Raw genomic sequence first — 22,104 nt, 5'->3', positions numbered from 1 at the left:
GATCAGGCGGCGCGGGCCTGATCGGCGTGACGGGGCAGGGTGATCGTGACCATATGCTCGGTCGCGTGCCGTCCGTCGAAATGATCGTGGCGGGTATAGTGAGGATCGTCGGTCAGCCGCCCGCCCTGCTGGCGGGCAAAGCTGCGGAACAGCGCCCATGACGCGTCGTTGTCGCGGGTGATCGTCGTGTTCAGCCGCTGCGCATCGGCGCATTCGTCGCGTTCCACCAGATGCGTCAGCATCTTGCGGGCCAATCCCAGACCGCGCGCATCCGGTCCGACAGCTACCTGCCACACGAAAAGCGCGTCCTCGTTCGGGATCATGTGCCCCGAGATCCAGCCCACGATCTGGTCGTCCAGCAGGGCCACGACACAGGTGTCGCGGAAATGCTCGGCCTGCACCAGATTGCAATACATCGAATTCTCGTCCAGCGGCTTGCAGGCCCGGACCAGCTCCCAGATGGCGGCGCCGTCGGTCGGGTCGGGCTTGCGCAGCGTCAGTTGGCGGGGGCGTTCGAGTTCTTGCACGTCTTTGGGCATGGGGCGGCGGATCCTCAATTGCTTCGTCCCTCTAACTAGTCAAAATGCGTCTTGGTTGCAACCTTGGCGTGGAAAATACGCGGGATTTCGTCTAAGACCTTACGCTGGCGTGATATTTGGACACGGCCGCGTGACCGCTAGGTTCGCCTGCCGAAATATCAGGTTCCGAAAGCATGCCATATTGCCCTGTTCCGCGCGCTGATGGCATACAGGAGGGCATGAGCCAGCCGCCCGCAATTCCGCGTACCGACGCCGCGCTGATCGCGCTGCGGCGGATCCTGCGCGCCACCGAACATTATGAACGCGACCTTGCCCAGGCCGCCAAGCTGACCCCTGCCAAGCTGCGCGTCCTGCAGATCCTTGCCGGAACCGAGACGCGGTCCGCCATGCCGACCCAGCTGTCGACCCAGATGGGCGTCAGCCAGGCGACCGTGACGGCGCTGGTCGATCAGCTGAACAAGCTGGGCCTGACGCAGCGTCAGCGCTCCAGCACCGACCGCAGACAGCTGCACGTGATCCTGACGGATGCCGGGCTGGACGCGCTGCGCAATGCGCCAGACGCGCTGCAGCAGCATTTCGTGACCGGTTTCCAGGCCCTGCAGGATTGGGAACAGGCGATGCTGGTCGCATCGCTGGAACGCGTCGCGGCGATGCTGAACGCGCAAGGCATCGATGCATCGCCGCTGCTGACCCTGGGCGACATCAGCCGCCCGCGCGGCTGATCAGGTCGCGCTGCCCCAGGGGCCGTGCGGATCGTCGATCCCGTCCAACCGCTGGAACCCGTGGGCACCGAAGAAGTCGCGCTGCGCCTGGATCATGTTCGCTGTGCCGCGCGCGGTGCGCATCATGTCAAACCACATCAGCCCGGATGCCAGGGCGGGCAGGGCGTGGCCCGCGGCGATCCCCTGCGACACCACCCGGCGCAGACCCGGCAGGGCGCCTTCGATCAGGTCGGCGAAGAACGGCGCCATGATCAGGTTGCGGGCCGGATCGTCCGCCAGCGCGTCGGCCATGTCATTCAGCATGGTCGACCGGATGATGCACCCCGCCCGCCAGACACGTGCGATCTCCGGCAGGTCCAGCGTCCAGCCGAACCGTTCCGAGGCGCCTGCGATCATCGTGAAGCCTTGGGCGTAGCACAGGATCTTGCCCGCGATCAGCGCCTGTTCCAGATCGTCGGGCGTCAGGTCGACCGCGCCGGGGGCGGCCCCGAAGCGGGCCTGGCCCGCCTGCCGTTCGTCCAGGCGTGCGCTGACGTTGCGGGCCATCACCGCAGCCTCGATCACCGGGATGGGCGCGGACAGGTGCTGCGCCTCGATGGCGGTCCAACGGCCGGTGCCCTTCTGGCCGGCGCGGTCCAGGATCACGTCGGGCATCGCGGCCCCGGTATGCGGGTCCCGCGCCGCGGTGACCTTGGCCGAGATCTCGATCAGATAGCTGGACAGCGTGCCGCGGTTCCAGTCGGCGAAGATGTCGGAGATCGCCGGGGCCTCTAGCGTCAGCCCGTCGCGCATCAGGCCATAGGCCTCGGCGATCATCTGCATGTCGGCATATTCGATGCCGTTGTGGACCATCTTGACGAAATGCCCCGCGCCCGCGTCGCCCATCCGTGCGGCACAGGGGGTGCCGTCATCGGCCTTGGCGGAAATGGCGGTCATCACATGCGCCACGCGGTCCCAGTCCGCGGCGTCGCCGCCGCCCATGATCGCGGGGCCGTGGCGTGCGCCCTCCTCTCCGCCGGACACGCCCATGCCCAGGAACCGGAAGGGCAGGCCGGCCGCGGCGCGGCGGTTGGTGTCGTGAAAATCCGCATTGCCCGCGTCGATCACCAGATCGTCGGCGTCAAGCAGCGGCGCCAGCGCCTGCAGCTGATCGTCGACCGCCTGTCCCGCCGGGACCATCAGGATGATCGCGCGCGGCGGCGTGATGGCCTGGACCAGCGCCCGCAGGGAATCCGTGGGGATCACGCGGGGGGCCAGATCGCCGGCCTGGGCAGCAAAGCGGTGCGTGACCTCGGTCGTGCGGTTCCACACGGCGATGGGAAAGCCCTTCTCGGCGATGTTCAGGGCCAAGGCGGCCCCCATCGTCCCAAGCCCGATCAGCCCGATTTCTGCCTGCGCCATCGCCGTCCTCCTGCGGATAGTTTGATCGCGGTTTACGCTAACGGCCGGGCGGTGTCACGGGGGCGCGGCCCCGGACGCAGATCAGCGTCTGCAGCCCGGTCGCGACATGGGTCCGCGCGGATCCGTGGACCGCATGGACGTCCAGCTGGCACACGGTCAGCGTCCGGCCCGCCTTGACGACCCGGCCGATGGCCTCCAGCCAGTCGCCCTGCGCGGGGTTCAGCAGGTTCAGCTTGAATTCGGTGGTCAGCACGTCGTCGCCCTGGGCGAACAGCGTCAGCGCGGCATAGCCCCCGGCGCTGTCGGCCAAGGCCGTGGTCGCACCGGCATGAAAATATCCCATCTGCTGGGTCAGTTCCGGCCGGAAGGGAAGGCGCAGCGTGACCTCGGCAGGGCGAATGGCGGCGATCTCGGCACCAAGATGGCGCATCAGGCCCTGGTCGCGAAAGCTGTCCTCGATGCGGGCGATGGTGTCGGGTGTCAGGGTGGTGGGGGTCAAGCGCTGCTCCTCCTGCTGGCTTGGGCGCAGTCTGGGCGCGGGCGGGGCAGGGGAAAAGCCCCGATGGCGGGGCGGACGCGGGGTCACCATGCGAAACGGGGCCCGCATGGGGCCCCGTCGCGGTCATTCGGCGGTCTGGTTCAACCGCGGCGGGTGACCGCCTGCAGGGCCAGCGCGCCCAGGGCGATCTTGACCATGTCGCCCAGGATGAAGGGTGCGACGCCCACGGCCAGCAGCCGGTCGGCCGGCACGAAGGCCGACAGCCAGATCAGGCCGGGCACATAGATCGCCACGGTCCCGGCCAGCATCGCTACCGCCCGCATGCCCAGGCCGCGGCCCTGCGCCAGCGCGCCGGTCACGATCATGGACAGGGCCATGCCGATCAGAAAGCCGGTGGTCGGGCCCGCAAGATAGGCCAGGCCCAGCCCGCGTTCCGGCGAACCGGCAAAGACCGGCAGCCCCGCCAGTCCCGCCGCCATGTAGGCCCCCATCGCGGCCAGGCCGAGGCGCGGCCCCAGACCGGCGGCGATGACCAGCACAGCCAGCGTCTGCAGCGTCATCGGCACCGGCCAGAACGGCACCTGCACCTTGGCGCCAAGCGCGATCAGCGCGGCGGCGGCCAGGGTCAGTCCGATCTTGGCGCCAAGGCTTTGTTCGGCGATGCGGTCGCGTGCGAGCAGCATGGGATGTCCCTTTCATCGAGATGTCGCGAATCGAGGGCAGCCTGCTGCGCCCCGGTTGCCGCGCATCAGACCCCAAACGGGGGGGCGCGCACAAGCCTTCAGATGACAGGCGCCGGACATGCGGCCGCAAGGCCCTGTCGGCGCGGCATTTTCGATGCTTGAAACGCTGCGCCAAAATGTCGCAATCCGGCGACCGCAGGGGTCACCGGACGGATGCGGCCGGAAACCCGATACCTATTTACAGGGCGCGCGCGCACGTAAGGGCGGCCACCGTGCCCCGATGCGCAATTTTCGGTCGTCAGCGCCGATTTAGCCGCCCCAAGCGACTGTTTTCCGCCGACCAAGGGTGCTAAGCCATCCGCCAATTGCATGCCGCGACAAGGGTTCGAGACATGGCTGACGACTATCCATCGGTGGACCGCGTCATGGGAGGGCCTGCGGGCTGGATCTCGATCGCGTTCCCGACGATCCTGTTCCTGTACTTCCTGGGACTGCTGCCGGAAATCGCACAAGGCCCGCAGGTCTATGGCTTTGACTGGGTGCCCTCGCTGGGGGTGCAGCTGTCGGTCCTTCTGGACGGGCTGTCGATGACATTCGCCCTGCTGATCACCGGGATCGGCGCGGCGGTCACGCTGTATTCGGCGCGCTATCTGGGCGATCACCCGGATTATCCGCGTTTCGTCAGCTATCTGCTGATGTTCATGGTCGGCATGCTGGGCCTGGTCCTGGCCGACAACCTGATCATGCTGTTCGTGTTCTGGGAGATCACGACCATCGCGTCCTATCTGCTGATCGGCTTCAACGCCGACAGCGCGGCGTCGCGCAGGTCCGCGCTGCAGGCGCTGCTGGTGACGGGGACGGGGGGCCTGATCCTGCTGGCCGGCCTGATCGTGCTGGGCACGGTCGCGGGCACGTCGCAGCTGTCGCAGATCGTGACGATGGGCGACATGATCCGCGCGCATCCCTGGTACCTGGGCATCCTGCTGCTGTTCCTGGCGGGCGCGTTCACGAAATCGGCGCAGGTGCCGTTCCACTTCTGGCTGCCCAACGCGATGGCGGCCCCTACGCCCGTATCGGCCTATCTGCATTCGGCCACGATGGTGAAGGCGGGCGTTTTCCTGATGGCGCGCATGAACCCCGCGCTGGGCGGGACGGATGCGTGGTTCTGGATCCTGACGCTGTTCGGCGGGGTCACGGCGGTCTTCGCCTCGGTCATGGCGCTGCGCCAGACCGACATCAAGCAGGTGCTGGCCTATACGACGCTGATGGCGCTGGGCACGCTGACCATGTTCATCGGCGCGGGCACGCATTACGCCATCGTCGCGGCAATGCTGTTCCTGGTGGTGCACTCGCTCTACAAGGCGGCGCTGTTCCTGATGATCGGCATCGTCGATCATGCCACCGGCACGCGCGATGCGGGCGTCCTGGGCGGCCTGTCCAAGGCGATGCCGCTGACCGGGCTTGCCGCCGCGCTGGCCGCGATTAGCATGGCGGGCATTCCGCCGATGATCGGCTTTATCGGCAAGGAATTCATGTACAAGGCCGGCCTGGGGCTGGACGGGTTCGGCGCGTTCTGGGTGACCGCGATGGCCTTCGCGGCATCGGTCCTGATGTTTGCCGTCGGCGGCATCGTCGCGCTCAAGCCGTTCCGCGGCGATCTGCGCCCGACCCCCACCACTCCACATGAGGGGCCGTGGGCGATGCTGGCGGGTCCGCTGGTCCTTGGCGCACTGTCGCTGATCTTCGGCCTGCTGCCGGGCGTGCTGGGCCACTATCTGGTCGGCCCTGCCACCCATGCCGTCTTCGGAGAGGTCCGCGAGGTCCACCTGTACCTGTGGGGCGGCATCAACATGGCGCTGATCCTGTCGCTGCTGACCTTCCTGGCGGGCTGGCTGGTCTATCGCCGCCATCAGGCGATCCGCGACCGCCTGGCCGCGTTCGAGGCGCGCAGCCCGATCGACTTCGACGCGGGCTGGGACCGTCTGCTGGACGGGTTCAAGGCCTTCGCCGCCTGGCAGACCAACCTGATCCAGACCGGCAGCCTGCAGCGCTATATGGCCGTGATGTTCGCGACCTTCGTCGTGATGGTCGGCGGCTCGTATCTGATCAAGGGCGCGTTCCAGGGCGTGCCGGGCCTGTCGGCCGAGGGCGTGCACCCGATCCAATGGACGGTGCTGGGCCTGATCGTGGCGGGCGCGATCCTGACCGTCTGGACACACAGCCGCATGACGGCCATCGCCGGGATGGGCGCGTCGGGCATCGGCGTGTCGCTGATCTTCATCATGTTCAGCGCCCCCGACGTGGCCATCACCCAGCTGCTGGTCGAGGTGCTGGTCGTCGTGCTGGTCAGCGTCGTCATGCTGCGCCTGCCCTATCTGCCGCGCCGGTCCAAGACCCGGTTCCGCACCGGACACGCGGTCATCGCGGGGGGCGCGGGCCTTGTCACGACCTTCCTGCTGATGTCCGTGATGGCGACCGATTTCGACCGCCGCCTGACGTTCTTCTTCGAGGCCGCGTCCTATCCCGAGGCGCATGGCCGCAACATCGTCAACGTCATCCTGGTCGACTTCCGCGCCCTGGATACGTTCGGAGAGATCACCGTCGTGGCCATCGCCGCCATCGCCGCGTTCGCCCTGCTGCGCGGTGCCACCCGCCGCAAGCCCGAGGAGGAGAGCTGAGATGCAGTCGCTGATCCTGACCACCACCACGCGCCTGCTGGCGGCCCTGCTGCTGATGTTCTCGGTCTATGCGCTGCTGCGCGGGCACAACCTGCCCGGCGGCGGCTTCATCGGCGGGCTGATCGGGGCCACGGCGTTCATTCTCTATACCATCGCCACCTCGGTCGAGGAGGCGCAGGCCGCGCTGCGCATCGATCCGTCGAACCTGGCGATGGCGGGCCTGGGCGTCGCGGCCCTGGGGGGCATCGGCGCGGCCTTCGCGGGTCAGCCCTTCTTCACCGGACAGTGGCTGTTCCTGTTTCGCGACGGCGACAGCTATGTGCCGCTGTCCACCGTCCTTGTCTTCGACATCGGAGTCTACATGGCCGTCTTCGGCGGAATCCTGACCCTGGTCTTTGCCCTGGAACAGGAGATCTGATTTGGAAATGCTGCTTGCCCTGTCCGTCGGCGTCCTTGTCGCCGCGTCGGTCTATCTGATGCTGGACCGCAACATCCTGCGCTTCCTGTTCGGGCTGGCGCTGCTGTCGAACGCGGTCAACCTGTTGATCTTTGCCAGCGGCCGTCTGACCCCAGGCGCGCCTCCGCTGATCGATGCGGGCGAATATGCCCCCACCGGCGTCGTCGCGAACGCCCTGCCGCAGGCACTGGTGCTGACCGCGATCGTGATCGGGTTCGGCCTGCTGGCCTTCACCCTGGCGCTGGTCTATCGCACGTTCATGACCCTGGGCACCGTCAACAGCGACGAGATGCGCGTGGCCGAGCCCGTCGATGCGGGCAAGGAGGCCGGGAAATGAGCTGGCTTCTGGTCTATCCGATCCTGATCCCGCTGCTGACGGCGGTCCTGTCCTATCTGTTCCGCAAATCGCCGGCCGGGCGCTGGATCTCTGTCGCGGGGACGGTCGCGCTCTTGCTGGCCAGCGTCGTCCTGATGGCCGAGGTGCTGGAGGAGGGCGTCGTCGCCGCCCAGATGTCGAACTGGCAGGCGCCCTTCGGCATCACGCTGGTGGCCGACCTGCTGGGTGCGGTCATGGTCGTCATCACCGCCATCACCGGCCTCGCGACCGTGATCTATACCCTGTCCGAAATCCCCGAACGGCTGGAACGGCTTGGTTTTCACGCCCTGCTGCAGACGCTGCTGATGGGCGTCTGCGGGGCCTTCGTCACGGGCGACCTGTTCAACCTGTATGTCTGGTTCGAGGTCATGCTGATCTCCAGCTTCGGCCTGCTGGTGCTGGGGGCCAGCCGCGAACAGCTGGACGGCGGCATCAAGTACGTGCTGCTGAACCTGGTCTCGACGATCATGTTCCTGGCGGGAACCGGTCTGCTGTACGGCCTGACCGGTACGCTGAACATGGCCGACCTGCACCTGGCCGTCCGCGAGGTCGAGAATACCGGCCTGCTGACCACCGTCGCGGTGATGTTCATGGTGGCCTTCGGCGTCAAGGCCGCGCTGTTCCCGCTGTTCTTCTGGCTGCCCGCCTCCTATCACACGCCCCCGGTGGCGGTGTCGGCGATCTTCGCGGGCCTGCTGACCAAGGTGGGCGTCTATGCCCTGATCCGGATGTTCACGCTGGTCTTCGACCAGGATGTCGGGTTCACGCACACGATCCTGCTGTGGGCGTCGGTGGTGACGATGGTCACGGGCGTTCTGGGCGCGGCGGCGATGAACGACTTCCGTCGCATCCTGTCGTTCCACATCATCAGCCAGATCGGCTACATGGTCCTGGGCTTGGCGCTATACACGCCGCTTGGCCTGATGGGAGCGGTGTTCTACCTGGTCCACCATATCATCGTGAAGGCGAACCTGTTCTTCGTCGCGGGCGTGGCCAAGCGCATTGCCGGATCGACCGATCTGGCACGCATCGGCGGCCTTTACGCCCATGCCCCGGTGCTGGCCTTCCTGTTCCTGATCCCGGCATTCTCGCTGGCGGGCTTTCCGCCGCTGTCGGGCTTCTGGGCGAAATACGTGGTCGTCAAGGCCGCGCTGGACCTGGAAATGTGGTTCGTGGCCGGGGTGTCGCTGGCGGTCGGTCTGCTGACCATCTTCTCGATGACCAAGATCTGGGGCTCGGCCTTCTGGCCCGCGCATCCCGACGGGGTCAAGCCGCGCCTGTCGGACCTGCCGATGGGCGACCGGATGGCGCTGATGCTGCCGATCGTCGCGCTGGCCGCGCTGACCTGCATCATCGGCCTGTTCCCGGAATCCTTCGTGCTGTTCGCCGAACGGGCGGCCGCGCAGCTGCTTGATCCGACCGACTATGTCACGACCGTCCTGGGGGTGCAGCCATGAACCTGTTCGCCATCAACATGGTGCTGGCCTTTGCCTGGGTCGCGTTGACCGGCGGGCTGACCCTGGGGGGACTGACGACCGGCTATCTGGTCGGCATGGCCGCGATGTGGCTGGTCCGTCCGCTGTTTCCCGAAACCGGGGTCTATTTCCGGCGCCTCTACTACTGGACGCGCCTGATCGTGATGTTTGTCTATGAACTGGTGGTCAGCTCGATCCCGGTCGTGCGCGACGTGCTGACGCCGGGACAGTCGTCTCAGCCCGCGCTGATCGCGGTGCCCATCACGGTGACGACCGACCTGCAGATCACGCTGCTGGCCAACTTCATCTCGCTGACCCCGGGCACGCTCAGCCTCGACGTGTCTGAGGACCGCAGCACGCTGTATATCCACGCAATGTTCGGCGACGACCCGGACGCGATCCGCGCGCAGATCCGCGACCGGTTCGAGGTCTGGGTCCGCGAGGCGACGGAGTGAACGACATGACCCTGCTGGAATTTGTAATCCTGTTCGGCTTTGCCTTGGTGATCCTGGGCGTCGTGCTGGCCGCGATCCGGCTGGTACGGGGGCCAAGCCTGGCGGACCGGATCGTGGCGCTGGACCTGATGACGGTGCAGCTGGTCTCGTTCGGCGGCCTGACGGCGCTGCTGTCGGGCAGCGCGGGCTTTCTGGACGTGGCCGTCGTGCTGGCACTGGTCGGCTTTCTGGCGACCGTGTGCCTAGCGCGCTATCTGGAGCGTCGCATCCTGCTCAAGGCGGAGGAACTGACATGATGCATGACATCATCGTGGCGATCTTGGTGCTGTCCGGCGGCATCTTCTGTTTCGCGGCGGGGATGGGGGTGCTGCGGCTGCCCGACCTGCTGACGCGGATGCATGCCTCGACCAAGGCGGGAACGCTGGGTTCGGGCCTGATCCTGGTGGCCGTGGCCGTGCAGTTCGCCGAAGGGACGGTCATCGCGCGGGCGGTGGCGGCGATCCTGTTCTTGCTGATGACCGCGCCGGTCGCGGCCCATCTGATCGGCCGTGCGGCCTTTCGCACGGGCGTGCCGATGGTCGACCGGACCGTCTGCGAGGACGGCGTCGCCGACGCGCTGCGCGCCCGTCCGGGCGAGCAGGCACCGGACTAGGACCTGTGCCCCGGCGGCGGGCGACGGGGCTTTTCAACGCGCTGCCGTGGGCGTAAAGCTGTCCAATTGGCGGACGAACCGCCCGATCTGAAAGAGCGCATGAGCCAGGACATCCCCACCATCACCCGCACCGAAGACCTCGCCCGTTTCTGCGAGGCCGCAAAGCTTGCCCCCTATGTGACCGTCGACACGGAGTTCCTGCGCGAGCGGACCTATTGGTCCAAGTTGTGCCTGATCCAGCTGGCGATCCCGCCGGCATCGACGGCCAAGACCGGCGGGGGCGACGCCGTCCTGGTCGATCCCCTGTCCGAGGAGCTGTCGCTGGAGCCGCTTTATGACCTGTTCCGCCACGAGGCGACGGTCAAGGTGTTCCATGCCGCCCGCCAGGATCTGGAGATCTTCTATCACGACGCGCAGCTGTTCCCTGTGCCGCTGTTCGACACCCAGGTCGCGGCCATGGTCTGCGGTTTTGGCGAACAGGTCGGCTACGAGACGCTGGTCCGCAAGATCGCCCGGGCCGACCTGGACAAGTCATCGCGTTTTACCGACTGGTCGCGCCGTCCGCTGTCGGATGCGCAGGCCGCCTATGCGCTGGCCGACGTGACCCACCTGCGGGTGATCTATGAATACCTGTCGGCCGAGCTGAAGAAGACCGGCCGCGAGGCATGGCTGGCCGAGGAGATCGCGGTCCTGGAGGACCCCGAGACGTATATCACCCGCCCCGAAGAGGCTTGGCTCAAGGTGCGCACCCGCACCAACTCGCCCCGCTTTCTGGCGATCCTGCGCGAATTGGCGCGGTTCCGCGAAAGCTATGCCCAGGCCCGCGACATCCCCCGCAGCCGCGTCTACAAGGATGACGCGATGATCGAGCTGGCCTCGACCAAGCCGCTGACCGAGGCCGATCTGGGCAAGTCCCGCCTGCTGCTACGCGAGGCGCGCAAGGGCGACATCGCCAACGGCATCCTGGCCGCGGTCAAGGCCGGGATCGAATCCAAGGACCTGCCGCAGCCCAAGGGCGAGGAGCCCGGCAAGCCCGGCAATGCCGCCCTGTCGGATCTGCTGCGCGTGCTGCTGAAGGCCAAGGCCGATGCGGCGGGCGTCGCGCCAAAGCTGATCGCGTCGTCGTCCGAACTGGACGCGCTGGCCACCGGCAGCCGTGACCTGCCGGCATTGCAGGGCTGGCGGGCCGAGGTCTTTGGCCGCGACGCTTTGCGCCTGGCCGCCGGGGAGATCGCGCTGTCGGCCAAGGGCGGCGCGGTCCGGGTCGTGCCGGTCGGATAGGCGATGCACCCGCCGGTCGCCCTGACGCGCCCCTGGCCCGAGGATGCCGACGACATCGCGGCAGCCCTGGCCGATTGGGACGTCGTGCGCTGGCTGACCAGGCTGCCCTGGCCCTATGGCACGGCTGACGCGCGCGATTTCATCGCGGCCGCGGGGTTGGACGAACATGCGATCCGTCTGGATGGACGGCTGGTCGGCATGGTCCAGGCGGGCCGCATCTTTGGCATCTGGATCGCACCGGACCGGCAGGGGCAGGGGATCGGCCGGCGCGCGGGCGTGCTGGCCCTGTCGCGCCTGTTCCTCTCCGGCGCGACCGAGGTGCATGCCCATTGTCTGATCGGCAACGACCGTTCAGCGCGCCTTCTGGCTTGGCTGGGGTTTCGGTCCTGTGGCCGGACGGTGCTTCGGTCGCGCCCGCTGCGGGCCGAGGTTCCGGCCGAGATGCTGCATCTGGACCGCGACACGTTCCAGCAGCGCCACGCGATCGCGTTGACGACGCCGCGCCTGCGCATCGACGCGGTGACCCCGGACGACCTGCCCGCGCTGCACCGCATCGTGACCAAGCCCGACGTGGCACGGATGCTGCTGCGCTATGACCCTGCCATGACGCTGGACGATGTCCAGCCGCTGTTGCTGCAGGGCGCGCTGCTTCCGCCGTTGCGGCTGGCGGTCCGATACAGGGGGCAGGTCGTCGGCATCGTCGGCCTGTCCGAAGGCCCACCGCCGCGCCTGAACTATTTCCTGGACCCCGCCCATGCCGGGCAGGGCCTGGGGCAGGAGATGGTCGCCGCGGTCTTTGCCGAACTGGTGGCGCGGTTCGACCCCCCCGAGGTTCTGGCAGGCGCCTTCGTCGACAATGATGCGTCGCGCAAGATCCTGAAGAACCTTGGTTTCCGGCGGGGCGAGGATCTGGAGCTGCAGAGCCTTGGGCGTGCGTCGCCGGCGCCGGCCGCGCTGTATCGCTGGCGGCCGGGGTTGCTGGGCTAGGCGTCGGGTTGCCGGGGCTGGATGACCCGGAACAGGGCGCGCCGTTCCTCGGGGGTTTCGGCCTGGGGGAAACCGCGCAGGGGCTTTTCCGCTGCGGGTTTGTCCGGCACGGCCCCGCGCGGCTTGAAATCGGCGCGTCCTTCGGCAAAGCCGATGGCCGAGGGCGAGGGCTTGACCGTCGTTCCGCCTTCGATGATCGGCATGACCTCATCCGCCAGGATGTCGAAGCGGCGGGGCGCGATGCCGGTGTCGCCCTCCGCCACCAGGCAGCCCAGGGCGCGGGTGACGTCGCCCAGATCCGAACGCAGCGGCAGCAGCAGCATCTGGGCGTTCAGCTGCGGGCGGCCATAGTCGGGCTTGCCCTGCAGCGTCAGCCGCGCCATCTGGGGCGCCTTGAACACGCTTTCCAGCACGTCCGAGAACCGCCCCCGCGATGAGGTGTTCAGGAAGGCGCAGACGGGCATGCCGCGCACCTCCATGCCCATCAGGTCGATCAGGTGCCGTCCCGCCAGACGCAGGCGCCCGGCGCCCGGCGCGATGCGTTCCAGGATGAACGCGTAATCCAACGTGCGCGCGATGCCCCGCGGATCGACATCCGACCGCGCCGGGATCGCCCGGCCCTTGCGGATGCCGTCCCAGTATTCGCGCATCTCGCGCAGAACGCGGTCCGGCGTGCAGGTCTCATAGTCCTGCAGGCGCACGATCCGTCCCATGGCGTCCTGGGGCGGCATTCCCGGCTTGGTGTCTGGTCCGTCTTCCCGGTCCGGCACGGTCAACCCTTTACTCTCTCCGGCCACGGCCGGTCACTGCTCACCCCTGACAATAGCGCGTTCCCCGCCCGCTCGCCGAGTCATTTAATGAACGAATGGTTAAGATGCCTTCCGGTTGCGGGTCTTGACCCCTGCGGCGCGACGGGGCATCCCCGGACGCATCGCGACCAACCGCCAGGGAACATGCCGCCATGATCGAACGCACCGGCCTGATGGTCATCCTGTCATCGCCCTCCGGGGCGGGGAAATCCACGCTGGCGCGGCGGTTGATGGACTGGGACGCGGGGCTGCGCTTCTCGGTCTCGGCCACCACGCGGGCGCCGCGGCCCGGAGAGATCGACGGAGAGCACTACCATTTCACCACCCGCGACGGCTTTCTGCGGATGGTCGCCGAGGGGCAGATGCTGGAACATGCCGAGGTCTTCGGAAACCTTTACGGCAGCCCGCGCGGGCCGGTCGAACAGGCGATGCTGGCCGGGCGCGACACGCTGTTCGACGTGGACTGGCAGGGCGGCCAGCAGATCCGGGCATCGGCCCTTGGGGCGCATGTCGTGTCGATCTTCGTGCTGCCGCCGTCGCTGCCCGAACTGGAACGCCGCCTGCGCGGCCGCGGCCAGGACAGCGACGCGGTCATCGCCGGGCGCATGCAGAAAAGCCGATCCGAGATCAGCCACTGGGCCGAATACGATTACGTCCTGGTCAACGACGACCTGGACCAGACCGAGGCGCGGATGCGTGCCATCCTGACGGCGGAACGCCTGCGCCGCGACCGGCAGGCGGGGCTGGGCGCCTTTGTCCGCGACCTGATGTCCGAAGGTGTCGCATGATCTGGTCGCTGGACGGGATCACGCCGCAGATCGACCCGCAGGCCTGGGTCGCGCCGGACGCGCAGGTGATGGGGCGGATCGTGCTGGCGCCGGGCGCCTCGGTCTGGTTCGGGGCGGTTCTGCGCGGTGATACCGAGGTGATCGAGGTGGGGCAGGGCAGCAATGTCCAGGACCTGTGCGTGCTGCACACCGATCCGGGCCACCCGCTGGTGATCGGGGCCGACTGCACGATCGGGCACCGTGCGATCCTGCACGGGTGCCGGATCGGCGACGGTGCGCTGATCGGCATGGGAGCGACGGTGCTGAACGGGGCGGTCATCGGCGCGGGTGCGCTGATCGGGGCAGGGGCGCTGATCCCCGAGGGCAAGGTGATCCCCGACGGCGCGCTGGTCATGGGCGCCCCGGGCCGCGTCGTCCGGATGCTGGACGCCGAGGCGCAGGCGGGGCTGCGGGCATCCGCGGCGCGGTACCGGGACAACGCGGCGCGGTTCCGGGCCGGGCTGTCGCCGGCGGGGGACTGACGCGATGGCGGCCGGGCCGCGCCGGGTCGAAGGGTTCCTGGACGGCATCCCGCTGCCCATGCTGGCCGTCGACCGCGAGGCGCGGGTGATCGCCGCCAATCCGCTGGCGCTGGCGCTGTTCGGCCCGGGCCTGGTCGGGCGACCGTTCGTGACCGTGCTGCGCCATCCTGCCATCGTGCAGGCCGTGGACTGGGTCTTGGACCCGGAGGGGATGCCTGCGCCTACGCCCGATCAGACGCTGCCCACGGCGCCCGACGGGGTCGCCACCCTGCGCGCGACCTGTGTCGCCGACGGCCGCGAGATCCTGGCCGAGGTGACGGTGGCGCCCCTGCCAAGCCCCCTGGGGCGTGGCGCGACGGTCGCCGTCCTGGACCGCAGCGTGGCCGAGGAGGCCGAGCAGATGCGCCGCGATTTCGTGGCCAATGTCAGCCACGAGCTGAAGACCCCGCTGACCGCCATGACCGGCTTCATCGAGACGCTGCGCGGTCCGGCGCGTGACGACGCCCGCGCCCGCGACCGGTTCCTGGACATCATGGAGCGTGAGGCCGCGCGCATGAACCGCCTGATCAGCGAGCTGCTGTCGCTGAGCCGGGTGCAGGCCGAGGAGCGGTCGCGCCCCTCGGGCCGGGTCGATCTGCCGGGGCTGCTGCGTGGAACGCTGGCCATGCTGGCGCCGCGCATCCAGACCGCCGGGGTGAGCGTCGCGACCGAGGGGCTGGACATCGACCTGCGCCTGCCCGGCGACGGCGACCAGCTGACCCAGGTGTTCCAGAACCTGATCGAGAACGCGGTGAAGTACGGGGGATCGGGCGGCGTGCTGCGCGTCACGCTGTCGCGCATCGCGCACGAACCGCTGCTGCGCGGGCCGGCCTGGGCCGTGGCCATCGAGGACTGCGGCGACGGCATCGAGGAGCAGCACCTGCCGCGCCTGACCGAGCGGTTCTATCGCGTGGACACCCACCGGTCGCGCGAACAGGGCGGTACCGGGCTGGGCCTGGCCATCGTCAAGCACATCGTGAACCGCCACCGCGGCCGGCTGCGGATCGAGAGCCGGGTGGGGCAGGGCAGCCGCTTTACCGTGATCCTGCCCGAGGGACTGGCGCGCGGCTGACGGGTCGCGGCCTCTCGCCCTTGGCGGTGGCTTGGCCTATAAGCGGGCGAACGGATTTTTCAGGGGATGTCGTCATGTCGCAATCACCGCAGGTCGATCCCGCCAAGCTGGCCGCCGCCAAGGCGGCGGTCGCGCTGGTCGAGGACGGGATGAGGCTGGGGCTTGGCACCGGCTCGACCGCCAGCGTCATGGTGCGCGAACTGGCCGCCCGCGTGCAGGCCGAGGGTCTGTCCCTGCGCTGCGCCGCGACGTCGCGCGCCACGGCCGAGCTGGCCGAGAGCCTGGGCCTGCGCATCGAGAGCCTGGACGACATCGGCTGGCTGGACATGACCATCGACGGCGCGGACGAGGTCGATCCCGACCTGCACCTGATCAAGGGCGGCGGCGCGGCGCATCTGCGCGAGAAGATCGTGGCCGCCGCCAGCGACCGCATGGTGGTCATCGCCGATCCCGGCAAGGTGGTCGAGACGCTGGGCGCCTTTCCCCTGCCGGTCGAGGTGCTGGAATTCGGGTTCGAGACCACGCGCAAGCTGATCCGCCGCGCGCTGGAGGGGCTGGAGCTGGGCGATCACGACATCCTTCAACGCCTGAAGGGCAGCGACCCGGTCGTCACGGACGAGGGCAACCTGATCCTGGACCTGCACCTGGAGGTGATCCCCGATCCGTCCGCCCTGGCGCGGGCGCTGTCCTGCATTCCCGGCGTCGTCGAACACGGGCTGTTCCTGGGGATGTGCGATCTGGCCATCATCGGCCGCGAGGACGGCAGCGTGATCGAACTGGCGCGCAACGACATCGACGCCGACATGCTGGCGCAGGAAGGGGAATGACGTGACCTTCGACTATGACCTGTTTGTCATCGGCGGCGGCTCGGGCGGGGTGCGCGCGGCGCGGATCGCGGCGGGCGAGCACGGCGCCAAGGTCGGCCTGGCCGAGGAGAGCCGCATGGGCGGCACCTGCGTCATCCGCGGCTGCGTCCCGAAAAAGCTGATGATCTTTGCCTCTCAGGCCGGGCTGATGGCCGAGGAGATGCGCGGCTATGGCTGGTGCGACGCGCAGGCCGGGGCATTCGACTGGGAGGTGTTCCGCGAGAAGCTGGACGCCGAACTGTCGCGCCTGGAAGTGATCTATCGCGCCGGCCTGACCCGCGCGGGGGTCGAGATCCACGACCAGCGTGCCACGCTGGACGGCCATCACCGGGTCCGGCTGGCCGACGGTACGACGAAGACGGCCCGCCACATCCTGATCGCGGCCGGCGGCCGTCCCGCGCCCATCGGCATTCCCGGAGAGGAGCTGGCGATGATCTCGGACGACCTGTTCCTGATGGACAGGCTGCCGGGGCGCATCCTGCTGGTCGGCGGCGGCTTCATCGCCTGCGAATTCGCGACGATCCTGGCGGGGCTGGGGGTGGACACGGTGCAGGCCTATCGCGGTGACGCGGTGCTGCGCGGTTTCGACCGCGAGGCGCGCGACCTGGCGACGCTGCAGCTGAGCGCGGTGGGCGTGGACCTGCGCCTGGGCCTGACGCCCGCGGCGCTGGAACGCGACGACGACGGCATCCGCGTGCGCTTCGACGACGGATCGGACGATCGTTTCGACGCCGTGCTGATGGCGACCGGGCGCGACCCCTATACCCGGGGTCTGGGCCTTGAGACGACCGAGGTCCGTACGAAACCCAACGGCGCGATCGAGGTCGACGAATGGTCACAGACCTGCGTGCCGTCGATCTTTGCGGTGGGCGACGTGACCGACCGCGTCAACCTGACCCCGGTCGCGATCCGCGAAGGGCATGCGTTTGCCGACACGGTGTTCGGCGCACGGCCCCGGACGGTCGATCACGGGTTGGTCGCCAGCGCCGTCTATCTGCGCCCGCACGAGCTGGCCAGCCTCGGCCTGACCGAGGAGGAGGCCAAGGCGCGCGGTCCGGTCGACGTCTTCGCGACGACCTTCCGGCCGATGCGGTCTATGTTCGCGGGCAGCGACGCCAAGGTGATGATGAAGCTGCTGGTCGATCCGGCGGACGACCGCGTGCTGGGCTGTCACATCTTCGGCCCCGAGGCCGGGGAGATGATCCAGCTGGCCGCCATCGCCATCACCATGGGCGCGACCAAGGCGCAGTTCGACGCGACCGTGGCCGTCCACCCGACCGCGGCCGAGGAGTTGGTGACGATGCGCCAGCCCACGCGCCGGCATCAGGGCGTGGCGGGCTGACAATCCCGTGGGCGCGGCCTTGGGTCGCGGCCAGGGGCGGGTGTCAGGGTTGACATTTCGGCCGCGCGCCCCAGTTTTCAACTAACGGAAATTTCTACGAAAGAAGGTCTATCGGATGGCAAATCAGGGCCCCTGGGGCGGAGGCGGCGGCGGCAACGGCGGCCGGGATGACGGGGATCGTGACAAGAAGCCTGCCGGCCGTCCCTGGGGCGAACAGCCGCCCCCCGGCGGGCCGCGCCGTCCGAACAACGATCCGCAGCGCCCCGAGATCGAGGACCTCATGAAGAAGGGCCAGGAACGCCTGCGCGTGCTGATGGGCGGTCGCGGCACCGGCGGCGGCACGGGCGGGGGTGGCGGCGGCGGTCGCAGCCCGATGGGTCCGAACTTTGGCCTGAACCGCTCGACCTTGGTCGTGGCGGGCCTGGCTGCGGTCGGTCTGTGGGCCTTTGCCAGCTTCTATCGTGTCCAGACCAACGAACAGTCGGTCGAGTTCCTGTTCGGCCGCGCCATCGCCGTGGGGACCGAGGGTCTGAACTTTGCCCCCTGGCCCGTCGTCACCGCCGAGGTCGTGCCCGTCACGAACGAACGCGTGACCGAGATCGGCACCGGCCAGGCCGGCCCGATGGACAGCGGCCTGATGCTGACCAGCGACCAGAACATCGTGAACATGGAATACCAGGTGGTCTGGAACATCCGCGATCCGCAGATGTACCTGTTCAACCTGGCCGACCCAGCAGACACGATCCGCGCCGTGTCCGAGGCGGCGATGCGCGACATCATCGCGCGCAGCGAACTGGCCCCGATCCTGAACCGCGACCGCGGCGTGATCGCCAGCGACCTGCGCGCCGCCGTGCAAAGCACGCTGGACAGCTATCAGTCGGGGATCAACGTGATCCGCGTCAACCTGGACCGCGCCGACCCGCCCGAGGAGGTCATCGACGCCTTCCGCGAGGTGCAGGCAGCCCAGCAGGAGCGTGACCGTCTGCAGAACGAGGCCGACGCCTATGCCAACCGCGAACTGGCCGCAGCCCGGGGTCAGGCGGCCCAGATCCTGGAACAGGCCGAAGCCTATCGCGCCGAGGCGGTCAACACCGCCGCGGGTGAGGCCGCGCGCTTCAACTCGATCTACGAGGAATACGTGAACGCGCCCGACGTGACCCGTCGCCGGATGTATCTAGAGACGATGGAGCAGGTTCTGGGCGGCGTGAACAAGATCATCATCGGTGAGGGCATCGGCGGTGGCGAGGGTGGCTCGGGCATCGTGCCCTATCTGCCGCTGGACCAGCTGCGCGGCACGGGGCAGGGCGGCGCCACGCCCCCGGCGCCGACCGCCGGCCAAGGCGCGGGCCAGACCACCGGCACGCAGGCGGGCACCCAGCCCGGCACCACCACGACCAGCGGAGGGACGAACTGATGGCTGCGCGCAAGAACCTGCTGACCGCCCTGGCCCTGCCGGCCGTGGTCGTCGTCGCCGTCCTGGCCGGATCGGCCCTGTTCATCGTGGACGAGCGGGAAAAGGCGCTGGTGCTGCGTCTTGGCCGGGTCGTCGACGTGCAGGAGACGCCGGGCCTGAACTTCAAGCTGCCCTTCATCGACAACGTGGTGAAGTACGACGGGCGCATCCTGGGTCTGCCGACCAGCCCGCTGGAGGTCACCCCGCTGGACGACCGCCGCCTGGTGGTCGACGCATTCGCCCGCTGGCGCATCACCGATCCGGTGCGGTTCCGCCAGGCGGTCGGCGTGCAGGGCATCCAGGCCGCCGAAATGCGCCTGGAGCCGATCGTGATCGACGCCATTCGCGGCGTTCTGGGTACGGTGCCCTCGACCTCGGTCCTGTCGGATGATCGGACCAGCTTGATGAACCAGATCCGCGACGAGGCGCGGTCGAATTCGGGCGGCCTGGGGATCGAGATCATCGACGTCCGCCTGACCCGCACCGACCTGCCCGAGCAGAACCTGAACGCGACCTATGCCCGGATGCGGGCCGAGCGTGCCCGCGAGGCCGCCGACGAGGTTGCACGCGGCAACGAGGCTGCGCAGCGCGTCCGCGCCGCCGCCGACCGGACCGTGGTCGAGCTGACCTCCGAGGCCGGCCGCCGGTCCGAGATCGTCCGAGGCGAGGCCGACGCGCAGCGCAACGCGATCTATGCCGACGCCTATGGCCGCGACCCCGAGTTCTTTGCCTTCACCCGCTCGCTGACCTCGTATCAGCGCGCGCTTCAGGGCAGCAACAGCTCGCTGGTGATGCAGCCGGACAGCGAGTTCTTCAGCTATCTGTCCAGCGACGGGGCTGCGAACGCCAACCCCGCATCGACGCCGGTACCGCCGGGCAATTCGGCCGAGCGGCTGGGTCTGAACGGTCCCGCCGAAACGCCCGAAGGCGAGGAGCTGGTCGTTCCCGAGGTGGTCGACCGCGACGGCAATCGTCTGGGCGAATCCGCCGGGATCGAGCTGACCCCGGTGCCCGAGAATCTGGCCACGCCCCCGCAGGAGCCGTCCGAGATCCTGTCGCCGGACGCCCCGGCTGAGGGCGCTGCCCAGAGCGAGGATGCGCCGGTCGAGGAAGCCCCGGCCCCCGAGGCCCCGGCCGAGGATACGGCGGCGGAACCCGCGCCCGCCAACTGACGAACCCGAGGCGGGCGGAGGGAAACCTTCGCCCGTTTCTGCAATGAAAATCACGATCTGTTCACAAGTCGAGAGCGTGGTTTATTTGCCACGGCACCTTACATTGGCGTCATATCCAACAGGCAGTCCGGGCACCCGCCCCTGATCGCTGCCGTCGAGAGATGAGGACATCCCGCATGAAACCGCTTTTCCCTCGCCATATCCTGACCGCGTCGGCACTGGCGCTGGCGGTGGGGCTTGGCCAAGCCGGCGCGCAGGCCGTCGACCCGGCCAATGACGACGTGCCCCCCGAGGTCAGCCAGCAGGCCCAGGAGGCCGCCGAGGCCAACCAGCCACTGGGGGCGGACGCCGCGACCGCCGACACGTCCCAGGTCATGCCCGGCAGCTTTGCCGACCTGGCGCAGCAGGTCTCGCCCGCGGTGGTGAACATCACCACGACCTCGGTCGTGTCGCAGCCGACCGGCGGGCCGGCCTTCCCCGAGGGCAGCCCCTTTGCCGACCTGTTCCGCGAATTCGGCCTGCCCGGCGGCCCCGGTGCACCGGAAGGGATGCCGACGCCCCGCAGCCCGCAGCGGTCCAACGCGCTGGGGTCGGGCTTCGTCATCTCGGCCGACGGGTTCATCGTCACGAACAACCACGTCATCGAGGGCGCCGACCAGATCGAGATCGAGTTCTATTCCGGCGAGACGCTGCCCGCCGAGGTGGTGGGTACCGACCCGAACACCGACGTGGCCCTGCTGAAGGTCACCAGCGAGACGCCGATCCCCTTCGTCACTTTCGGCGACAGCGACAGCGCCCGCGTGGGCGACTGGGTCCTGGCGCTTGGCAACCCGCTGGGTCAAGGCTTTTCGGCCAGTTCCGGGATCGTGTCGGCGCGCAACCGCGAGCTGTCGGGGACCTATGACGATTATCTGCAGACCGACGCGGCGATCAACCGCGGCAACTCCGGCGGGCCGCTGTTCAACCTGAAGGGCGAAGTGATCGGCGTGAACACCGCGATCCTGTCGCCCAACGGCGGATCGATCGGCATCGGTTTCTCGATGGCGTCGAATGTCGTGTCGCAAGTCGTTGAACAGCTGCAGGAATTCGGCGAGACCCGCCGCGGCTGGCTGGGTGTCATGATCCAGGATGTGACCCCGGAAATGTCCGAAGCGATGGGTCTGAACGTGGCTGGCGGCGCGATGATCACCGACGTTCCCGAAGGCCCGGCGCGCGATGCAGGCCTGCAGACGGGCGACGTCATCACCAGCTTTGCCGGCACCGAGGTCGAGGACACCCGCGGCCTCGTCCGCCGCGTGGCCGAGGCCCCGGCGGGAGAGACCGCGCAGGTCGTGGTGATGCGCGACGGCGACGAACTGACGCTGGATGTGACCCTGGGTCGCCGCGAGACGGCACAGAACGGCGCGTCGGAATCGCCTGCGGCGGCAGAGCCGTCGGAGAGCGATGTCCTGGGCATGACCGTGACGGTGCTGACGCCTGAAATGGCGGCCGAGCTGGGTGCGCCGCGTGACGCGACCGGCCTGGCCATCACCGGCATCGACCCCGAGGGTGCGGCCGCAGAAAAGGGCCTGGCCCCCGGCGACATCATCACCGACGTCAACCAGCAGTCCGTCGCCAGCGTGGCCGACCTGAATGCCCGCATCGACGAGGCCCGCGAGGCCGGTCGCCGGTCGGTCCTGATGCTGATCCGCCGTGGCGGAGAGCCGCTGTTCGTGGCGCTGCCCCTGTCAGAGACCGCCCCCGCGGACGAGGACACGGCTCCGGTCGAATAAGCTGCGGCCCATGGCAAAAGAGGGGCGGCCTTTCGGGGCTGCCCCTTTTCAATGGCCGTCCGATC

General features: G+C 68.6%; 23 protein-coding genes. 18 read left to right on the top strand and 5 right to left on the bottom strand.

The features are described 5' to 3' along the window. Positions 1-2 precede the first annotated feature (2 nt). Positions 3-551 (bottom strand): diaminobutyrate acetyltransferase, encoded by a 549-nt coding sequence (gene ectA / locus PRL19_RS15335; RefSeq protein WP_420704430.1) that lies wholly within the window; start codon positions 549-551, stop codon positions 3-5. 206 nt (positions 552-757) lie between these two features. Here ectA and PRL19_RS15330 point away from each other — a divergent pair, with 206 nt between their 5' ends. Beyond that, positions 758-1,261, top strand: coding sequence for a MarR family winged helix-turn-helix transcriptional regulator (locus PRL19_RS15330; protein WP_273743473.1), 504 nt, complete (start codon positions 758-760; stop codon positions 1,259-1,261). Here PRL19_RS15330 and gndA read toward each other — a convergent pair whose 3' ends face one another. From gndA to PRL19_RS15315, 3 genes are all read right to left on the bottom strand, one after another. Then, positions 1,262-2,662, bottom strand: coding sequence for an NADP-dependent phosphogluconate dehydrogenase (gene gndA, locus PRL19_RS15325; RefSeq protein WP_273743472.1), 1,401 nt, complete (start codon positions 2,660-2,662; stop codon positions 1,262-1,264). Between the two features lie 37 nt (positions 2,663-2,699). Next, the gene (locus tag PRL19_RS15320) at positions 2,700-3,161 is read right to left on the bottom strand and encodes a PaaI family thioesterase (protein WP_045998855.1); all 462 of its coding nucleotides are present in this window, start codon (positions 3,159-3,161) and stop codon (positions 2,700-2,702) included. A gap of 140 nt (positions 3,162-3,301) precedes the next feature. Next, positions 3,302-3,844, bottom strand: a complete 543-nt coding sequence (locus PRL19_RS15315; RefSeq protein ID WP_045998856.1) for a biotin transporter BioY — start codon at positions 3,842-3,844, stop codon at positions 3,302-3,304. Positions 3,845-4,236: 392 nt separating this feature from the next. Here PRL19_RS15315 and PRL19_RS15310 point away from each other — a divergent pair, with 392 nt between their 5' ends. The 9 genes from PRL19_RS15310 to PRL19_RS15270 all read left to right on the top strand — a co-directional run bounded on the left by PRL19_RS15310 (position 4,237) and on the right by PRL19_RS15270 (position 12,205). Then, complete coding sequence (locus tag PRL19_RS15310) at positions 4,237-6,522, top strand: putative monovalent cation/H+ antiporter subunit A (RefSeq protein ID WP_273743471.1); 2,286 nt, start codon at positions 4,237-4,239, stop codon at positions 6,520-6,522. A gap of 1 nt (position 6,523) precedes the next feature. Then, complete coding sequence (locus PRL19_RS15305; protein WP_045998858.1) at positions 6,524-6,940, top strand: Na+/H+ antiporter subunit B; 417 nt, start codon at positions 6,524-6,526, stop codon at positions 6,938-6,940. Between the two features lie 7 nt (positions 6,941-6,947). Next, the gene (locus tag PRL19_RS15300; protein ID WP_273744525.1) at positions 6,948-7,316 is read left to right on the top strand and encodes a Na+/H+ antiporter subunit C; all 369 of its coding nucleotides are present in this window, start codon (positions 6,948-6,950) and stop codon (positions 7,314-7,316) included. Beyond that, the gene (locus tag PRL19_RS15295) at positions 7,313-8,812 is read left to right on the top strand and encodes a Na+/H+ antiporter subunit D (RefSeq protein ID WP_194885729.1); all 1,500 of its coding nucleotides are present in this window, start codon (positions 7,313-7,315) and stop codon (positions 8,810-8,812) included. The genes PRL19_RS15300 and PRL19_RS15295 overlap by 4 nt, the downstream gene beginning before the upstream one ends. Continuing rightward, on the top strand, positions 8,809-9,285 hold the full coding sequence (locus PRL19_RS15290; RefSeq protein WP_273743470.1) for a Na+/H+ antiporter subunit E: 477 nt from the start codon (positions 8,809-8,811) through the stop codon (positions 9,283-9,285). Before PRL19_RS15295 ends, PRL19_RS15290 begins: the two co-directional genes overlap by 4 nt. A 5-nt stretch (positions 9,286-9,290) precedes the next feature. Next, complete coding sequence (locus PRL19_RS15285; RefSeq protein ID WP_052715060.1) at positions 9,291-9,581, top strand: monovalent cation/H+ antiporter complex subunit F; 291 nt, start codon at positions 9,291-9,293, stop codon at positions 9,579-9,581. After that, positions 9,578-9,937, top strand: coding sequence for a monovalent cation/H(+) antiporter subunit G (gene mnhG, locus PRL19_RS15280; RefSeq protein WP_052715061.1), 360 nt, complete (start codon positions 9,578-9,580; stop codon positions 9,935-9,937). The genes PRL19_RS15285 and mnhG overlap by 4 nt, the downstream gene beginning before the upstream one ends. 111 nt (positions 9,938-10,048) lie before the next feature. Further along, entirely contained in the window at positions 10,049-11,218 is a 1,170-nt protein-coding gene (rnd, locus tag PRL19_RS15275) for a ribonuclease D (RefSeq protein ID WP_127899399.1), read from the top strand. A 3-nt stretch (positions 11,219-11,221) separates the two neighbouring features. Then, complete coding sequence (locus PRL19_RS15270) at positions 11,222-12,205, top strand: GNAT family N-acetyltransferase (protein ID WP_273743469.1); 984 nt, start codon at positions 11,222-11,224, stop codon at positions 12,203-12,205. Here the strand turns inward: PRL19_RS15270 and PRL19_RS15265 are convergent. After that, on the bottom strand, positions 12,202-12,975 hold the full coding sequence (locus PRL19_RS15265; protein ID WP_240542432.1) for a PAS domain-containing protein: 774 nt from the start codon (positions 12,973-12,975) through the stop codon (positions 12,202-12,204). The two genes, PRL19_RS15270 and PRL19_RS15265, sit on opposite strands and share 4 nt — an antisense overlap. A 194-nt stretch (positions 12,976-13,169) precedes the next feature. On the opposite strand from PRL19_RS15265, the gene gmk reads away from it, so the two are divergent. The 8 genes from gmk (at position 13,170) to PRL19_RS15225 (ending at position 22,039) form a co-directional block, all read left to right on the top strand. Further along, on the top strand, positions 13,170-13,802 hold the full coding sequence (gmk, locus tag PRL19_RS15260) for a guanylate kinase (RefSeq protein WP_176695079.1): 633 nt from the start codon (positions 13,170-13,172) through the stop codon (positions 13,800-13,802). Continuing rightward, a complete protein-coding gene (locus PRL19_RS15255; RefSeq protein WP_273743468.1) occupies positions 13,799-14,323 on the top strand; it encodes a gamma carbonic anhydrase family protein in 525 nt (174 codons plus the stop codon). The genes gmk and PRL19_RS15255 overlap by 4 nt, the downstream gene beginning before the upstream one ends. A gap of 4 nt (positions 14,324-14,327) precedes the next feature. Then, entirely contained in the window at positions 14,328-15,434 is a 1,107-nt protein-coding gene (locus PRL19_RS15250; protein ID WP_273743467.1) for an ATP-binding protein, read from the top strand. Between the two features lie 74 nt (positions 15,435-15,508). Beyond that, positions 15,509-16,261, top strand: a complete 753-nt coding sequence (gene rpiA, locus PRL19_RS15245; protein ID WP_127898834.1) for a ribose-5-phosphate isomerase RpiA — start codon at positions 15,509-15,511, stop codon at positions 16,259-16,261. Position 16,262: 1 nt separating this feature from the next. Continuing rightward, the gene (gene gorA / locus PRL19_RS15240) at positions 16,263-17,642 is read left to right on the top strand and encodes a glutathione-disulfide reductase (RefSeq protein ID WP_273743466.1); all 1,380 of its coding nucleotides are present in this window, start codon (positions 16,263-16,265) and stop codon (positions 17,640-17,642) included. A gap of 115 nt (positions 17,643-17,757) precedes the next feature. After that, positions 17,758-19,056: an FtsH protease activity modulator HflK gene (gene hflK / locus PRL19_RS15235; protein ID WP_194885723.1), complete on the top strand. Its 1,299-nt coding sequence runs from the start codon at positions 17,758-17,760 to the stop codon at positions 19,054-19,056. Beyond that, the gene (hflC, locus tag PRL19_RS15230) at positions 19,056-20,267 is read left to right on the top strand and encodes a protease modulator HflC (protein ID WP_273743465.1); all 1,212 of its coding nucleotides are present in this window, start codon (positions 19,056-19,058) and stop codon (positions 20,265-20,267) included. Before hflK ends, hflC begins: the two co-directional genes overlap by 1 nt. A gap of 374 nt (positions 20,268-20,641) precedes the next feature. After that, positions 20,642-22,039, top strand: coding sequence for a DegQ family serine endoprotease (locus tag PRL19_RS15225; RefSeq protein ID WP_232303267.1), 1,398 nt, complete (start codon positions 20,642-20,644; stop codon positions 22,037-22,039). The last annotated feature ends 65 nt before the right edge of the window (positions 22,040-22,104 follow it).

The sequence above is a fragment of the Paracoccus marcusii genome, assembly GCF_028621715.1.
GTDB lineage: Bacteria > Pseudomonadota > Alphaproteobacteria > Rhodobacterales > Rhodobacteraceae > Paracoccus > Paracoccus marcusii.
The sequence above is the reverse complement of the archived record's forward strand: the minus strand, read 5'-3'. Positions and strand labels throughout refer to the sequence as shown.

What these genes read in the sequence shown, in the direction of transcription:
- PRL19_RS15330 (WP_273743473.1), top strand. Translation starts at nt 758, where the DNA reads ATGAGCCAGCCGCCCGCAATTCCGCGTACCGACGCCGCGCTGATCGCG.
- gndA (WP_273743472.1), bottom strand. Translation starts at nt 2,662, where the DNA reads ATGGCGCAGGCAGAAATCGGGCTGATCGGGCTTGGGACGATGGGGGCC.
- PRL19_RS15315 (WP_045998856.1), bottom strand. Translation starts at nt 3,844, where the DNA reads ATGCTGCTCGCACGCGACCGCATCGCCGAACAAAGCCTTGGCGCCAAG.
- PRL19_RS15310 (WP_273743471.1), top strand. Translation starts at nt 4,237, where the DNA reads ATGGCTGACGACTATCCATCGGTGGACCGCGTCATGGGAGGGCCTGCG.
- PRL19_RS15305 (WP_045998858.1), top strand. Translation starts at nt 6,524, where the DNA reads ATGCAGTCGCTGATCCTGACCACCACCACGCGCCTGCTGGCGGCCCTG.
- PRL19_RS15300 (WP_273744525.1), top strand. Translation starts at nt 6,948, where the DNA reads ATGCTGCTTGCCCTGTCCGTCGGCGTCCTTGTCGCCGCGTCGGTCTAT.
- PRL19_RS15295 (WP_194885729.1), top strand. Translation starts at nt 7,313, where the DNA reads ATGAGCTGGCTTCTGGTCTATCCGATCCTGATCCCGCTGCTGACGGCG.
- PRL19_RS15290 (WP_273743470.1), top strand. Translation starts at nt 8,809, where the DNA reads ATGAACCTGTTCGCCATCAACATGGTGCTGGCCTTTGCCTGGGTCGCG.
- PRL19_RS15285 (WP_052715060.1), top strand. Translation starts at nt 9,291, where the DNA reads ATGACCCTGCTGGAATTTGTAATCCTGTTCGGCTTTGCCTTGGTGATC.
- mnhG (WP_052715061.1), top strand. Translation starts at nt 9,578, where the DNA reads ATGATGCATGACATCATCGTGGCGATCTTGGTGCTGTCCGGCGGCATC.
- PRL19_RS15270 (WP_273743469.1), top strand. Translation starts at nt 11,222, where the DNA reads ATGCACCCGCCGGTCGCCCTGACGCGCCCCTGGCCCGAGGATGCCGAC.
- PRL19_RS15255 (WP_273743468.1), top strand. Translation starts at nt 13,799, where the DNA reads ATGATCTGGTCGCTGGACGGGATCACGCCGCAGATCGACCCGCAGGCC.
- PRL19_RS15250 (WP_273743467.1), top strand. Translation starts at nt 14,328, where the DNA reads ATGGCGGCCGGGCCGCGCCGGGTCGAAGGGTTCCTGGACGGCATCCCG.
- rpiA (WP_127898834.1), top strand. Translation starts at nt 15,509, where the DNA reads ATGTCGCAATCACCGCAGGTCGATCCCGCCAAGCTGGCCGCCGCCAAG.
- hflK (WP_194885723.1), top strand. Translation starts at nt 17,758, where the DNA reads ATGGCAAATCAGGGCCCCTGGGGCGGAGGCGGCGGCGGCAACGGCGGC.
- hflC (WP_273743465.1), top strand. Translation starts at nt 19,056, where the DNA reads ATGGCTGCGCGCAAGAACCTGCTGACCGCCCTGGCCCTGCCGGCCGTG.
- PRL19_RS15225 (WP_232303267.1), top strand. Translation starts at nt 20,642, where the DNA reads ATGCCCGGCAGCTTTGCCGACCTGGCGCAGCAGGTCTCGCCCGCGGTG.